The 14,220-nt window shown below is 68.6% G+C and carries 13 protein-coding genes and 1 pseudogene; 9 read left to right on the top strand and 5 right to left on the bottom strand.

The window, feature by feature from the left end; genetic code table 11:
* Positions 1 to 39 precede the first annotated feature (39 nt).
* On the top strand, positions 40 to 3,066 hold the full coding sequence (locus ACYVII_RS18275; RefSeq protein ID WP_460537774.1) for a helix-turn-helix transcriptional regulator: 3,027 nt from the start codon (positions 40 to 42) through the stop codon (positions 3,064 to 3,066).
* Positions 3,067 to 3,088: 22 nt separating this feature from the next.
* On the opposite strand, the gene ACYVII_RS18280 is transcribed toward ACYVII_RS18275, so the two are convergent.
* Positions 3,089 to 3,454: a DUF5997 family protein gene (locus ACYVII_RS18280; protein WP_460537787.1), complete on the bottom strand. Its 366-nt coding sequence runs from the start codon at positions 3,452 to 3,454 to the stop codon at positions 3,089 to 3,091.
* A 66-nt stretch (positions 3,455 to 3,520) separates the two neighbouring features.
* On the opposite strand from ACYVII_RS18280, the gene ACYVII_RS18285 reads away from it, so the two are divergent.
* On the top strand, positions 3,521 to 4,084 hold the full coding sequence (locus tag ACYVII_RS18285) for a LysR family transcriptional regulator substrate-binding protein (RefSeq protein WP_460537775.1): 564 nt from the start codon (positions 3,521 to 3,523) through the stop codon (positions 4,082 to 4,084).
* Between the two features lie 43 nt (positions 4,085 to 4,127).
* Positions 4,128 to 6,713: a DEAD/DEAH box helicase gene (locus tag ACYVII_RS18290; RefSeq protein WP_460537776.1), complete on the top strand. Its 2,586-nt coding sequence runs from the start codon at positions 4,128 to 4,130 to the stop codon at positions 6,711 to 6,713.
* Positions 6,714 to 6,731: 18 nt separating this feature from the next.
* Here the strand turns inward: ACYVII_RS18290 and ACYVII_RS18295 are convergent, their stop codons facing one another.
* Both ACYVII_RS18295 and ACYVII_RS18300 read right to left on the bottom strand, forming a co-directional pair.
* Entirely contained in the window at positions 6,732 to 7,685 is a 954-nt protein-coding gene (locus tag ACYVII_RS18295; protein ID WP_460537777.1) for a sulfurtransferase, read from the bottom strand.
* Positions 7,686 to 7,792: 107 nt separating this feature from the next.
* Positions 7,793 to 8,362, bottom strand: a complete 570-nt coding sequence (locus ACYVII_RS18300; RefSeq protein ID WP_460537778.1) for a TetR/AcrR family transcriptional regulator — start codon at positions 8,360 to 8,362, stop codon at positions 7,793 to 7,795.
* Positions 8,363 to 8,492: 130 nt separating this feature from the next.
* On the opposite strand from ACYVII_RS18300, the gene ACYVII_RS18305 reads away from it, so the two are divergent.
* Complete coding sequence (locus ACYVII_RS18305; protein WP_460537779.1) at positions 8,493 to 9,449, top strand: NADP-dependent oxidoreductase; 957 nt, start codon at positions 8,493 to 8,495, stop codon at positions 9,447 to 9,449.
* Between the two features lie 7 nt (positions 9,450 to 9,456).
* Here the strand turns inward: ACYVII_RS18305 and ACYVII_RS18310 are convergent, their stop codons facing one another.
* Both ACYVII_RS18310 and ACYVII_RS18315 read right to left on the bottom strand, forming a co-directional pair.
* The gene (locus ACYVII_RS18310; RefSeq protein WP_460537780.1) at positions 9,457 to 10,449 is read right to left on the bottom strand and encodes a diacylglycerol/lipid kinase family protein; all 993 of its coding nucleotides are present in this window, start codon (positions 10,447 to 10,449) and stop codon (positions 9,457 to 9,459) included.
* A 98-nt stretch (positions 10,450 to 10,547) separates the two neighbouring features.
* A complete protein-coding gene (locus ACYVII_RS18315; RefSeq protein WP_460537781.1) occupies positions 10,548 to 10,859 on the bottom strand; it encodes a hypothetical protein in 312 nt (103 codons plus the stop codon).
* A 353-nt stretch (positions 10,860 to 11,212) separates the two neighbouring features.
* On the opposite strand from ACYVII_RS18315, the gene ACYVII_RS18320 reads away from it, so the two are divergent.
* The 5 genes and pseudogenes from ACYVII_RS18320 to ACYVII_RS18340 all read left to right on the top strand — a co-directional run.
* Positions 11,213 to 11,452 carry a hypothetical protein gene (locus tag ACYVII_RS18320; protein ID WP_460537782.1) on the top strand — a complete coding sequence of 80 codons (240 nt, stop codon included), beginning with the start codon at positions 11,213 to 11,215 and terminating at the stop codon, positions 11,450 to 11,452.
* On the top strand, positions 11,445 to 12,032 hold the full coding sequence (locus tag ACYVII_RS18325) for a Clp protease N-terminal domain-containing protein (protein ID WP_460537783.1): 588 nt from the start codon (positions 11,445 to 11,447) through the stop codon (positions 12,030 to 12,032). The genes ACYVII_RS18320 and ACYVII_RS18325 overlap by 8 nt, the downstream gene beginning before the upstream one ends.
* A gap of 119 nt (positions 12,033 to 12,151) precedes the next feature.
* A complete protein-coding gene (locus ACYVII_RS18330) occupies positions 12,152 to 13,180 on the top strand; it encodes a DrrA family ABC transporter ATP-binding protein (RefSeq protein WP_460537784.1) in 1,029 nt (342 codons plus the stop codon).
* A complete protein-coding gene (locus ACYVII_RS18335) occupies positions 13,177 to 14,007 on the top strand; it encodes an ABC transporter permease (protein ID WP_460537785.1) in 831 nt (276 codons plus the stop codon). Before ACYVII_RS18330 ends, ACYVII_RS18335 begins: the two co-directional genes overlap by 4 nt.
* 24 nt (positions 14,008 to 14,031) lie before the next feature.
* Positions 14,032 to 14,220 (top strand): annotated as a pseudogene (locus ACYVII_RS18340) (hypothetical protein); the annotation flags it as partial.

Here is a 14,220-nt window from a genome sequence, read left to right on the forward strand (position 1 = left end):
GGCCCTGGAATGTCGGTGGCTGGTGGCAGCATTGACCACGTGAGATCACCGGTCAGCAGCCCCGAGATGATCGGCCGGGAGGCCGACCTGGCGGCGCTGCGGGCCGAGCTGCGTCGCAGCGCCGATGAGCCGCGTGCCGTCGCCATCGGCGGCGAGGCGGGGATCGGCAAGACCCGGCTGGTCGCCGAGTTCCGCAGCGACGTCGGCGACGCGCTCGTGCTCACGGGCAAATGCGTCGACATCGGAACAGAGAGCGCGCCGTACGCGCCGTTCACCGCGATCATCCGCGAGCTCGCTGCCGAGATCGGCACCGAAGCGCTGCTCGAAGCCGCGGGGCCCGCTCGTGCCGTGCTGTCCGTCGTCCTGCCGGAGCTGGCATCCGCCGAGGGGATGCCGCAGCGTGCCGGAACAGAGCGGCTGTACGAGCTCGTGACGGTGCTCTTCGAGAACGTCGCGCTTCAGCGGCAGCTGGTTCTGGTGATCGAAGACATCCACTGGGCCGATCGCTCGACCATCGAACTGCTGCGGTTCCTGGTCAGCATGCTCGAGCGGCCCGGCATTCTCATCGTGGTCACGTACCGTAGCGACGAGATCGTGCGCGGGCATCCGCTGCGCCCGGTTCTGCCCGAGCTGGAGCGGTCGAGGCGGCTCACGCGATGGGAGCTGGCACGGCTTACGCGTGAGCAGGTCGCGGCGCAGGTGCGCGCCATCGCAGCGCAGTCCCGTGCGAGGCTGACGGCTGAGGCATCCGACGGCGCGCCCGCTGTGCGCCAGGCAGAGTCCGTCCACGATGCGCAGCTCGACGATGCACTGATCGACGACCTGTTCGAGCGCAGCGAAGGCGTTCCGTTCTTCGTGGAGGAACTGGCCGGAGCGAGCCTCGCAGGCATGCGGGCGGCACCGGGCGCGCTTCCCGAGACGCTGCGCGAGCTGCTGCTGGCCAGATACGAGCGGCTGGACGACGGCACGCAGAATCTGCTGCGGCTGCTGGCGGTCGGTGGTTCGTGCGTTCGTCACGACCTGCTCGACCTGGTGTATCCCGGCTCTCCGGCCGAGCTGGATGCCGGGGTGCGCGCTGCCGTCGACGGCGGTGTGCTCGTGATCGATGAGGCCTGCTACGACTTCCGGCACGCGCTGGTGCGCACCGCCGTGCTCGGAGAAGTGCTGCCGGGGGAGCGGGTGCGCTATCACACGGCATACGCGGATGCCCTCGAGACCTTCGCCGCGGCGGGCCGCGTCGTCGCGCATGAGATCTCGCAGCACCGCATGGAGGCGCACGACGCGGTGCGCGCCTTTCCCGCGACGCTCGACGCGATGCGCGAGGCGCGGCAGGCGTACGCGTTCGCACGAGCCGCACGCATGGCCGAGCGCGCCCTCGAACTGTGGGAGAGCGTTCCCGATGCCGCGTCCATTGCGGGCATGTCGCACACGGCTCTCATGCAAGACGGATCGGCCGCATGGCGCGACGCCGGCGACATCGAGCGCGCTCTCACGCTGATCGACGCCGCGATGGCGGAGTGCGACCCTGCCGACGCCGAACAGCACGCGGGTCTCCTGGTCGACAAGGCCAGATATCTCGCATCCCTCTCTCGCACGGGTTCGACGGCACTCCTCGAGCATGCCCTCGCAGAGCTCGGTGAGGATGCCTGCTCCGATACGGCGTCGGCTGTGCTCAGCGATCTCGCGGGGCGCCTCATGCTCGAGGCGCGATTCGATGAAGCGGTGTCCGTTGCGACCAAGGCGTTGTCCCAGGCCGAGAGTGCCGAGTCGCTCTCGCGGCGATCGGTGGCGCACAACATCCGCGGCGTCTCGCTCGTGGGACTCGGCCGGATAGAGGACGGGCTCGACGACCTCGAACGGGCCGGAGAGCTCGCGGCGACCCGTGACGGCGCGATGCTGCGCTACCGGGTGAACTCGTCCGACGTCATGCACCTGATCGGCCGGTACGCCGACGCCGTCGAGATCGGCAACGCGGGCGTCGAGCGCGCCCGTCAGCTCGGCGTGCAGCGCACCAGCGGCGTCATGCTGGCCTCGAACACGGTCGAGCCCCTCACTGCGCTGGGACGGTGGGAGGAGGCAACCGCCCTGCTCGACCCGGCGCTTGCCCTGAACCCGGCCCCAGGGTTCCGCGTGCACCTGCAACGGATGAAGATGTGGCTGCTCACCTGGCAGGGCGACCTGCGCAAGGCCGACGAGCTGTGGCGCGCATGGGAACCGATGATGAGCGTTCAGGGCGAGATCGAGGTGCAGTCCCGTCTGGGGACGGCGCGCGTCGAAGCCGAGCTTGCTCTCGCCCTCGGCGACGCCGAACGGGCCTGGCGGGCCGTGAGCGTGCTCCTGCGCGACCACCGCACGATGAGCGGATACGACCTGCCGCTGCTGGCGGACGCGGCACGGACCCTCACTTTGCTGCGCTCGGGAGCAGGCACGGGCATCCTCGAGCACATCGACCTCGGTTCGGCCGAGACGGGGCTGCGCGAAGTGCTCGCCACGGCCCTCGACTGGCCGACGGCGCCGGTGTGGGCGCCGCTCTTCGAAGCCGAGTTGGCCGCTGATGGAGCGGATGTCTCGGCGTGGCGGGTCGCGGTCGATGCGGCGCGGCTGCCCGTTGCGCCTGTGCACCTCGAGCCGTATGCACGGTACCGGCTGGCGCAGGCGCTCCTGGGCCCCACAGGGACCGGTCTCGGTACGGCGCAGCATCGTGCCGCAGCGCACCGGGAGAAGGCGCATCGTGAACTCGAACTCTGCCGGCATCAAGCGGAGTGGCTCGGCTCGGGACTGTTGCTGGGCTGGCTCGACGAGTTCGCCCAGCGTGCGGGCCTCGACGGTCCAGCGGATCACGCCACGGATGCCGCAGCCGAAGCGCCCGCTGCGCGGCTCACGGACCGCGAACGGCAGGTGCTCGACCTCATCGCTCAGGGGCTGAGCAACAAGCAGATCGGCGAGCGGCTCTACATCAGCACGAAGACGGCAAGCGTGCACGTCTCCGCCATTCTGCGCAAGCTCGGCGCCACCTCTCGCACCGAGGCGGTCTACCTCGCGGGTCGCGAGCCAGCCACCGCGTAGACGACGGGGCGTTCCGTTGCGCTCAGCGCCTACGGTCGATGCTGTCCGCGCGCTGTTGCTTCACGCGAGCGTTCTCGGCCCGCACTGCCGCCTGCGTCGCACGCTCCCGCACCAGCCACTCCGGGGGAGCGGCCAGCAGTTCGCGGATCTGCGCGGTGGTCAGGGCATCCTTCACACCAGCCCTTGCCAGCCCGCTCGTCGACACGCCGAGCTTGCGCGCGACGACCTCGCGCGGATGCGGTCCGTCGCGCCGGAGGTCGACGAGCCACTGCGGCGGCTCGGACTGCAGCGCCGCGAACTGCTCGCGCGTGATCGCACCGCCCTGGAACGACTCGGGCGTGGCAGGCAGGTAGACGCCGAGCTTCTTGGCGGCGGTCTCCGGCTTCATCGCGCCGGGCCCCGGCTGCAGCGTCTCACTCATCCCTCAAGGCTAAGGGGCCCTTACCCTTGGACGGTGGAACCCTTCCGGCTCGCCTACGTGCGCGGCGTGACGCCCGCCAAATGGGTGCGCATCTGGGAGGAGCGGATGCGACGCATCCCGCTCGAGCTCACACGAGTCGATGAGCCCGAACAGCTTCCGGTGTTGCGGGAAGGCCGCGCCGACATGGTGTTCGTGCGGCTCCCGATCGATCGCGACGGCCTGCACGCCATCCCGATGTACGAGGAGCGACCAGTGGTGGTCGTGCCGAAGGACCACGTCATCGCGGCGGCGGAAGGCGTGACTCTCGCGGAGGTGGCGGAGCTCGGCGAGCCGGTGCATCCGTTCGATGCCGCAGTCGAAGACACGCTGGCGCTGGTCGCCGCCGGGGTCGGCAGCGTGGTGCTGCCGCATTCCGTCGCCCGGCTGCACTCACGCCGCGACCTCGTCGCCCGGGAGGTGACGGATGCCGAACCCACCCGCATCGCGCTGGCGTGGCTGAGTGAACCACAGCCGCCTCGAAGCGACGAGGAGCAGCGTCGCATCGACACGTTCATCGGCATTGTGCGCGGCCGCACGTCGAACAGCTCACGCCACTGAGCGTGCTGCGGATGGGGGTCGCGCTGCCGGATAGCCTGAGGGGATGAGCGCGGCCGACAGCATCCACTCCGGTCGCGCGACTGACAAGGAAGTGCGGCTCGACCCGCGCGTACACGGCCTGGAGTCACCGGACGAGGTCTTCGACGTGTTCGCCGAGTGGGCGGGGGAGAGCGGCCTCAGCCTGTACCCGGCGCAGGAGGAGTCGCTGATCGGCATCGTCTCCGGTGCCAACGTGATCGTGTCAACGCCCACCGGCACCGGCAAGTCACTCATCGCCGTCGGCGCTCACGCCGCCGCACTCGCCGACGGACGGCGCACGTTCTACACGGCGCCGATCAAGGCGCTCGTGTCGGAGAAGTTCTTCGCCCTGGCCGACACGTTCGGGGCCGAGAACGTGGGCATGATGACGGGCGACTCTCAGGTGAACGCGGATGCGCCGATCATCTGCTGCACAGCGGAGATCCTGGCGAACCTTGCGCTGCGGCTCGGCCCGGATGCCCCGGTCGACCAGGTGGTGATGGACGAGTTCCACTTCTATGCCGACCCGGACCGCGGCTGGGCGTGGCAGGTGCCGTTGCTCATCCTGGAGCGGGCGCAGTTCGTGTTGATGAGTGCCACCCTCGGCGACGTGAGCGGCATCGCCGACGATCTCTCGCGCCGAACCTCACGCGAGACGGTCGCGGTCACCGGCGTCGAACGCCCGGTTCCGCTGGACTACGCCTACGCGTTGACGCCGGTGCACGAGACGATTCAGGAGCTGCTGGATGCCGGCAAGGCGCCGGTCTATGTCGTGCACTTCTCCCAGAAGGATGCGCTCGAGCGTGCACAGGCGCTTGCCGGTGCATCCGTTGCCAGCCGCGAGCAGCGGGATGCGATAGCCGAAGCGATCGGCGGGTTCCGGTTCGCCGCGGGGTTCGGTCGCACCCTGTCCCGGTTGCTGCGGCTCGGCATCGGCGTGCACCACGCAGGCATGCTGCCGAAGTACCGCAGGCTCGTCGAGCAGCTCGCCCAACGGGGCCTGCTGCGCGTCGTGTGCGGAACGGACACGTTGGGAGTGGGCATCAACGTGCCCATCCGAAGCGTGCTGCTGACGGCGCTCACGAAGTTCGACGGCACCAGGATGCGGCAGCTCACCGCACGCGAGTTCCACCAGATCGCCGGACGAGCCGGTCGTGCCGGGTACGACACCGCAGGCACCGTCGTCGCACAGGCTCCCGAGCACGACATCGAGAACGCGCGCGCCGTGACCAAGGCGGGTGACGATCCGAAGAAGAAGCGCAAGATCGTGCGCAAGAAGGCGCCGGAGGGCTTCGTGTCGTGGGGCGAGCCGTCGTTCCGGCGACTCATCGATGCGGAGCCCGAGACGCTCACCCCGCACCTGCAGATCACGAGCGCGATGATCGTGAACGTCATCGGTCGCGGCGGCGATGTCTTCGGCAACGTGCGCTCGCTGGTGTTCGACAACCACGAACCGTGGAAGCGGCAGCTCGAACTGGCGCGCCGCGCCTTGGGCATCTACCGCACCCTGGTGACGGCGGGAGTCGTCGAGAAGGACGCCGACGGCATCCCTCGCCTCACGGTCGATCTGCAGCCCAACTTCGCCCTCAACCAGCCGCTGTCGCCGTTCGCTCTCGCGGCGTTCGAGCTGTTCTCGCCAGAGGAGCAGGGTGTCGGCACGGGGGACTACGCACTCGACATCGTGTCGGTCGTCGAGGCGACGCTGGACGACCCGCGCCCGGTGCTGCTCGCCCAGCAGCACCTCGCCCGCGGTGAGGCCATCGCCGCGATGAAGGCGGAGGGCATCGAGTACGAGGAACGCATGGAACTGCTCGAGGAGGTGACGTGGCGCAAGCCGCTGGAGGGCATCCTTCAGCAGTCCTTCGAGACGTACAGCTCCAGTCAGCCGTGGGTGCGCGACTTCGAGCTGAGCCCCAAGTCGGTTGTGCGCGACCTGTTCGAGCGGGCGATGACGTTCGCGGAGTTCGTCTCGTTCTACAACCTGGCGCGAAGCGAAGGCGTGGTGCTGCGCTACCTGTCCGACGCGTTCCGGGCCCTCCGGCAGACCGTGCCCGACGAGGCGAAGAACGAGGAGCTGCGCGACGTGATCGAGTGGCTCGGCGAACTGGTGCGCCAGGTGGACTCCAGCCTGCTGGACGAGTGGGCCACGTTGCAGGCAGCAGAGCAGAGTCTGGTGCATCCGGATGCCGCGCGGTACGCCGCCGAGACTGCGATCGTGCCGCCTGCTCCACGCACGCTCACGTCGAACCGTCGCGCCTTCCTCGTGCTGGTGCGCAACGAGCTGTTCCGTCGTGTGCAGTGGGCGGCGCTGGACCGCGTCGACAAGCTCGCCGAGCTCGACCCGGACTTCGGCGAGGACGCCTGGGCGCAGGCGCTCGACTCATACTACGGTGAGCACGACACGATCGGCACCGACACGAACGCCCGCAGCGCGGCGATGCTCATCGTGGACGAGTCGGATGCCGCGGGCGCGCGTACCTGGCACGTGCGGCAGATTCTCGCCGACCCGGAAGGCGACCACGACTGGGGCATCGCGGCCGAGGTCGATCTCGACGGGTCGGATGCGGAAGGCGCCGCAGTGCTCCGGGTCACCGACGTGAATCGGCTGTAGCGGAGTCCTAGTCGACGCTCAACCGGCGACGGCCTGCAGTGGAGCGTCTTCGTCGGCTGCCCACTCGTTCAGCGACCCGTCGTAGACGGCGACATCGTCGCGACCGAGGATCGTGAGCGCGAGAGCGTCGGCGCTGGCCGCGACACCGCCCGCGCAATACGCCACGACGGGCTCGGGGGAGGATGCGGCATCCGCAAGCAGCACGCGGAGTGCGTCGTCGGGCAGGAACGCGTTGGTCTCCCTGTCGACGAGCCGCGACGCCGGAGCGCTGAGGCTGCCCGGGATGTGTCCGAGCCGGGGCCGATGGCCGGTCTCGCCGGCGAACTCCCGCGGCGGGAGTCCGCACACCAGAACCGCCGGCTCGTCGCCGGCGACGGCGCGAAGCACACGCTGCTTGTCGGCCCAGTACGCTGTCGCCTCCACCGCCGGATAGGTCGCGGAAGCCTGCGGTGCGACGTGCCCGACCTCGATCGGCCGTTCCTCAGCCGTCCACTTGCGCAGGCCGCCGTCGAGTACCCGCACATCGTCGTGGCCGAACGAACGGAACAGCCACCACAGCCGCGCGGCCCACTGGCCCACCGAGTCGTCGTAGACCACCACCGAAGAATGCTGGCTCACGCCGACGGATGCGGCGGCGCGCGCGAACTGGTCGGCATCCGGCTTGGTGAACGGCAGGGCGGCGGATGCGTCGCTGAACTCCTCGAGCAGGTCGGCGAAGACCGCACCCGGGACGTGGCCGCCCATCAGGTACTGCTCGTGCCCGGTCACGTAGGAGGGATGCCCGTCGAAGCCGGCTACCTGCAGTACGGTGGCGTCGAGAACGACGACGTCCGATCCGGTCGCGTCGTCGGACTCGGTCAGCAGCCGGGCGAGTTCGGCAGTGGAGACGAGGTGCTGCCGACCGCTGAATCGAGCAGGCGCGGAGCTGTGCGCGGTCGAGTCGGGAGTGGATGCCGGTGCGTGCGCTGTCACCAGCCCACGGTACGGCGCGGCACGGGATCGCCCGCGTCGTCGCTCAACACGACGTAACGTGGCCGCTCAGTCATCGCCGGATGCGGCCGTGAACGTCGGCGACGGTGTCAATGCGCGCGAAGGCCGTCGAAGAAGATGTCGAGCAGCCGCTCAGCGCTGACACCCTGGTCGTGCCGGTGTGCGACGGTGAAGATCCCGATGAGGCCGGCGGAGACCTCCTCGGCTGTGATGTCTGCGCGCAGGTCTCCTGCCGCGATGCCCGCCGTGAGGATGCTCGAGATCGCCGCCAAGAGCTCGTCCCTGGTTCGCGCATGGGCCACCTCGCCCGACTCGACCATGGTCAGCAGTGTGGCGAGCATGCCGTTCTTCGTCGCGATCCAGTCACCGAACAGGTCCATCCATCGTCGCAGCGCCACTGCGGGCGTATGAGCGGCAAGCAGATCCTTGGCGCCCTTCGTGAGGCGCACGACCTGGTCTTGGTAGACCGCCTCCACCAGCGATTCACGAGTCGGAAAGTGTCGGTAGAGCGTGCCGATGCCGACACCGGCCTCCCGGGCGATGGCGCGCATCGAGGGTTCGGTCTCCGAGGCCGCGAGCACACGCGCCGCCACCGCGAGCAGCTGGTCCCGGTTGCGCACCGCATCCGATCGGGTCGGTCGGGGTTCCGATGTTGCCAAACGGATCACGCTCCGGATAGTCTGGTCAGGTCAAACGGAGCATAGTCCGTTTCGCAGTGGTTCACCATGGCGCCAACTCGTCGGCGCCATGGCAGTGGTCGAGCGACGAGGCACGAGGATGGGAAGCGGTATGACGCAGCAAAGCCGGGCGGTCCTGCTCGAGACGTTCGGCGGTCCCGAACACCTGTCCGTGCAGAACGTGCCGGAGCCGCGGGCGAGCCGTGGCGAGATCCGTGTGCGGGTGACCGCGGCCGGGCTGAATCCGATGGACTGGTTCATGACGTCGGATGCCGCAACAGCCGCGCGGTTCGGCTTGACGCTCCCTGCCGGGTTCGGCACCGACTACGCCGGCGTCGTCGACGAGGTCGGACCGGATGTCGCGGGCTATGCCGTCGGCGACCGCGTGTTCGGAACTGCTCTCTCCCGTGCCATCGCCGACCACCTCGTGATCGCGGCAGAGGGGAACATCTCCACCGGCATTGCCCACCACACGCCGGAGGGCGTCGATGACCGTACTGCGTCGACGCTGTCGATCGCGGGCAGCACCGCGGCGGCGGCGCTGGCGCTTCTGAATCTCGGCCCCGACGACACGGTGCTGATCGGCGGCGCTGGGGGCGGCGTGGGTGTCTTCGCCGTTCAGCTGGCGCGCATCTCGGGTGCTCGGGTCATCGGGACCGGTTCTCCCTCGTCGTCGGAGTACCTGAGCAGCCTGGGCGCCGTGCCGGTCGCGTATGGCGACGGATTGACGGAGCGCATCCGTGGTCTGGGCGGTGCACCCGTCACAGCGGCGCTCGACCTGCACGGGACGGACACGGTGAAGGTCGCCCGCGAGCTTGGAGTCCCCGACGATCGCATCTGCACCATCGCTGCCCGCGTCGACGGCGTGCGGGCCGCTAACGGGGCCAACGCCAGCCCGGAGGCCCTCGACGAGATCGCGGGCCTGGTCGCGGCCGGTCGCATCAGCGTGCCGATTGCGGCGACCTTCCCGATCGAAGACATCCGGTCGGCCGTGGAGTTGCAGGCGGGCAGGCACGTGCGAGGCAAGGTCGTCATCGACCTGTCTGCGCACTCTGCTCAGCAGGGTTGACCAGGGCTCAGGAGGGTTGATCCGGGACTCGGACGACTACGGCGCCGGGTCGGACGGTGATGCGGGCGCGAACCACGTCACCGAAACTGTCGCCGTCGAGTTCGATCGCTTGCGGTCGGTTGAATCTGGCGACTATGGTTCGGGCCTGCCCGTACCGGATAGCGGATACGCCTGGCGCAGAGCGCAGCAGGAGACGCCCGCCGCGAGAGCGGTGCAGCATTCCGTTCAGGGCGAGCCGCGAGCCGACGCTCGCCCACCCTCCGAAGCCGGCTGGGTTGAGCGCCACGATGTCGAGCAGGCCGTCGTCGGGCGCCGCGTCCGGAAGCAGGAGAATCCCAGCCGTCAGCGTGCCGCAGTTGCCGACGATCATCGTGTGCGCACGCACCGTGCGGCGGCGCCCGCCGTCGAGCGCATAGCTGACCGAGAAACGCTCGCCAGAGAACACCGAACGAAGTATCGGATCGGTGTAGGCCAGCCAGCCCACGCGCTTCTTCATCGCGCTGTTCGTACCACTCGCCATCCGTGCGTCGAGTCCGATCCCGGCCATGACCAGGTACACGGAACGGGTTATGTGCCCGTTCTCGTCCGCGAGTTCGGCGCCGGCCAGGTCGATTCGACGATCAGCACCGTGAAACGCGATCCGCACCGCCTCGGCGCGGTCGTTCACCGGCAGTCCCAGGTTCCTCGCCAAGAGATTCCCGGACCCGAGCGGAACGACACCGACCGGAATTCCGTGAGCGTGTTCGGCGACGGTGCGTACGGTGCCGTCGCCTCCTGCCACAACGATGAGCGTGGGATGAGACGCTCTCGCTTCACGCGACGCTCGCTCATCCTCACTCACTGAGGTCTCGTGCCAAGTCGTGGCACCCCAGCCGAGGCTGTCCTCGTGACGGGTGACCGAGTCTCTGAGCGCCTGCAGGCCGGGGGCCGACAGCTTGACCGGATTGAAGACGACGGCGGCGTGCGGCACGGCCGCCGCCTTCACCCCGCCGCCACCCATGGTTGTCAGCCTACGCAGGCCCCGGAGCATCAGTGCGTCTCAGCGCTGGATCAGACTCATTCTCGGCGGCAGGTTCGACGTGCCCCGGTCGCCTCGGCTCAGTTGCCCGTTGGGGCCGGAGGACGGACGGAGAAGTCGATTGACTCGGCGAGCCTGACGACCGCGGCCGCACGGTCCAGCTCGAGTTCCGATGCGATCTTGGACTGGGCCAGCGCGAGCACATGCTTCGCTTTGACCTGCGCGCTGATCTCGGCCAGACGCTCGACGATGAGACCGGCAAGCCCGTCGCGCAATTCCTCGAGGTTCGTGTTCGCGATGCCCAGTCGCCGATCGGAGATGCTCAGTTCGACGGTCGGATGCCCGTGCTCGCTCAGGAAGGACCGTGTGTCGCTGCCGAGGATCTCGGTCACCTCGTCCTGCTCGGGCCGCCGCGAGAAAACAGCTTCGACCGAGTACCGATCAGGCGCCGCCGCGGTCAAGAGTGCCGGAGGCAACGAACCCACGAGCACCGATCGCAAACCAAGAACGCCGATATCCGCATCGGCCGCTGTAGTAGTCGTATTCATGATCGGACATTACGCCGCCCTCCTGTGCGCACCATGCGACCGGAGAACTTCGATCACTGCACATCCTGGGTGGCAGCGATCGCCTGAACCTGGCAACAGTCGCTTCAAACAGGCAACTAACTTGCTTATCTGAGGAGAAGATGAGAGATAAGCAACGCAGGTTGACTGCGCTTCCGCAGCAACCTATGTTGCTTAACGTGAATCCCGTTCGAATACCTCCGCCCACGGGCGGCGCCGCCGACGAGCTGGCCGCCGTGGTCGCTCTCCGCGACCTCGCCGACCGCCTCGAGGATGCAGCCGTCGAGCACGCGCTCCGCGACGGCTGGAGCTGGGGTCTCGTCGCCGAGGCACTCGGGGTCTCGCGTCAGGCGGTGCACAAGAAGCACCTCAAGCGTGTCGCCGATTCCGATATCGAGCTGAGGAGGCGCCGTGGATGACTTTCCCGTTCCCCAGCAGATCCGTGCCGTGGTCGTCACCGCCATCGACGAGGCACAGCGACGCGGGTCCGCTGCGGTAGCACCGGAGCACCTGCTGCTCGCGCTGGCCTCCGAGGCCGACTCCATTGCGGCGGGCATCCTGGCCGACGTCGGGCTGGATTACGAAGCGCTCGACCGCGCGCTCGACATGGAGCGCGCCCGTTCGCTCGCCGTCGTGGGCATTCACGAGTTGGACGCGTCGCTGCTGAACGCGACACCCCGGTCGATGACCCGCCCGGGTTGGGCGTCGACGACGCGTGAGGTGTTCCGGCGAGCGCAGCCTCCGGGGCGGGGGAGACGCAGGCGGGCCGAGCTCGACGTGCTTTACGGCGTCATCACCGCCAATGTCGGAACCGTCGCCCGGGCGCTCGAATACGCCGGCGTTGACCGCGACGGACTGATCGGCCGGGTCGAGCGCGAGCGGCTCGCGGACCTCGGGGATGCCCCGCTCACCGCGCACCAGGGCCAGTCCGCACAGGAGCGGCAGGCACTGCGGCGCGAGGCCGTCAAGCGCGCGCAGCAGGCCCGTCGCGAGCGCTGACAGCACCGGAAAGCATCTGTAAGCGGCATGTAAGTGCCGCGAAAGCGCCTCCCCGCATGCTCGTTTCACGACTTCACCGCGCCGCATGGCGCACGCAACCGCATTGAAAGGAGTGACCCATGAATGCACAACGGCACACCGCCGGCACAAGCGCCGACTGGGCCATCGAGGCCCACGGTCTCGTCAAGACGTTCGGCGACAACCGCGCGGTCGACGGGGTCGACCTGCTCGTACGACCGGGCACCGTCTACGGCGTGCTCGGGCCGAACGGCGCGGGCAAGACCACCACCATCAGCATGCTCGCCACACTGCTCAAGCCCGACGCCGGCAACGCGACGGTCTTCGGGCACGACGTCATGAAGGAGGCGCAGATCGTGCGCCAGCTCATCGGCGTGACCGGCCAGTACGCCTCCGTCGACGAGACCCTCTCGGCCACCGAGAACCTCGTCATCTTCTCGCGCCTGCTCGGCCTCGGCCGCAAGGAGTCTAGGACGAAGGCGGCCGAACTGCTCGAGCGGTTCGGGCTGACGGATGCCGCCAAGCGGCCGCTCAAGAAGTTCTCCGGCGGCATGCGCCGCCGGTTGGACCTCGCGGCGTCGCTCATCGCGCAGCCGCCGCTGATCTTCCTCGACGAGCCCACGACCGGTCTCGATCCGCGCACCCGGGGCCAGATGTGGGACACGATCCGCGAACTGGTAGCGACCGGGTCCACGGTGCTGCTCACGACGCAGTACCTGGACGAGGCCGACCAGCTTGCCGACCGCATCGCCGTGATCGACCGCGGGCGCGTGGTCGCGGAGGGCACCGCCGACGAGCTGAAGGCATCCGTCGGCACGTCCTCTCTGCAGCTTCGCATCGAAGACCCGGCCGACATCGACGACGCCCTCACCGCGATCGAGCGGGTGCTCGGCGTTCGCGGCACGCTGTCGCCCGAAGCGGCCCGGATCACGGCCCCCATGGCGGACGCCGACCGCGTCACCGACCTGCTCGTCACGTTGCGCGAGGCGGGCATCCACCTCACCGAGCTGAGCGTTCAGAAGCCGAGCCTCGACGAGGTCTTCCTTACCATCACCGGCCACGACGCGGCCGACCAGAACGCCTCCGCGCCTGAAGGCGGCGCTGGAGAGAAGGAGAAGGTGAACGCATGAGCACCATCGCGCCTCCCGCGGGACGCATCGTCCCGCCGTCCGAACGCCGGCTCAAGAACCACACCAGCCTGAGCGAGACGCTTCGCAACTCGTTCACGATGGCCTATCGCGGGCTGATCAAGATCCGCAGAACGCCTGAGCAGCTCATCGACGTCACGATCCAGCCGATCATCTTCACGCTGATGTTCGCCTACCTCTTCGGCGGTGCCATCGCGGGCAACGTGCAGAGCTATCTGCCGCTGCTGATTCCGGGCATCCTCGTGCAGACCGTCATCACGACCTCGGTCGTCACCGGCGTGCAGCTGCGCGAAGACATGGACAAGGGTGTGTTCGACCGGTTCCGCTCGTTGCCGATCGCGCGCATCGCCCCGCTCTCCGGTGCGCTGCTCGCGGATACCGTGCGCTATGCGATCGCCACGACGATCACGTTCGTGGTGGGCTACCTGATCGGGTATCACCCGGCCGGAGGCTTCGGCAACGTCGTTCTCGCCGGCCTTCTGGTCATCGCGTGCTCGTGGGCGATCAGCTGGATCTTCGCGTTCTTCGGCGTGATCGCGCGCACGGCATCCAGCGTGCAGGGCATCTCGATGCTCGTGCTGTTCCCGCTGACGTTCCTCTCCAACGCCTACGTGCCGGTGAAGAGCCTGCCCCAGGTGCTGCAGTGGTTCGTGAACGTCAACCCGATCTCGCACCTCGTCACCGCAGTGCGAGACCTGGGGAACAGTGGCACCGTCGGCGCCGACCTGTGGATCTCGCTTCTCGGCGCCGCCGTGATCGTGGCGATCTTCGCCCCGCTCACGGTGCGCGCCTACATGCGCAAGGCGTAGAACGGAAGCGTGGAGGAGCAATCCATGAGCGCCTCTGAGCCGGCCGGCCGGATCGCGCGACTCGTGCGCGAACCGGCCGGCCGGCCGAGCCGGCGCGCTGTGGCTTTCTGGGCATGGAACGCCGTGGTCGGCTGGTGCATCTTCGTCGGCCTTCAGCTCGTCTGGATGCTGTTCGCGGATGCCTGGACCAGCCCCGTGCACCTCGGCGGCCTC

The sequence above is a fragment of the Humibacter ginsengiterrae genome, assembly GCF_054780115.1.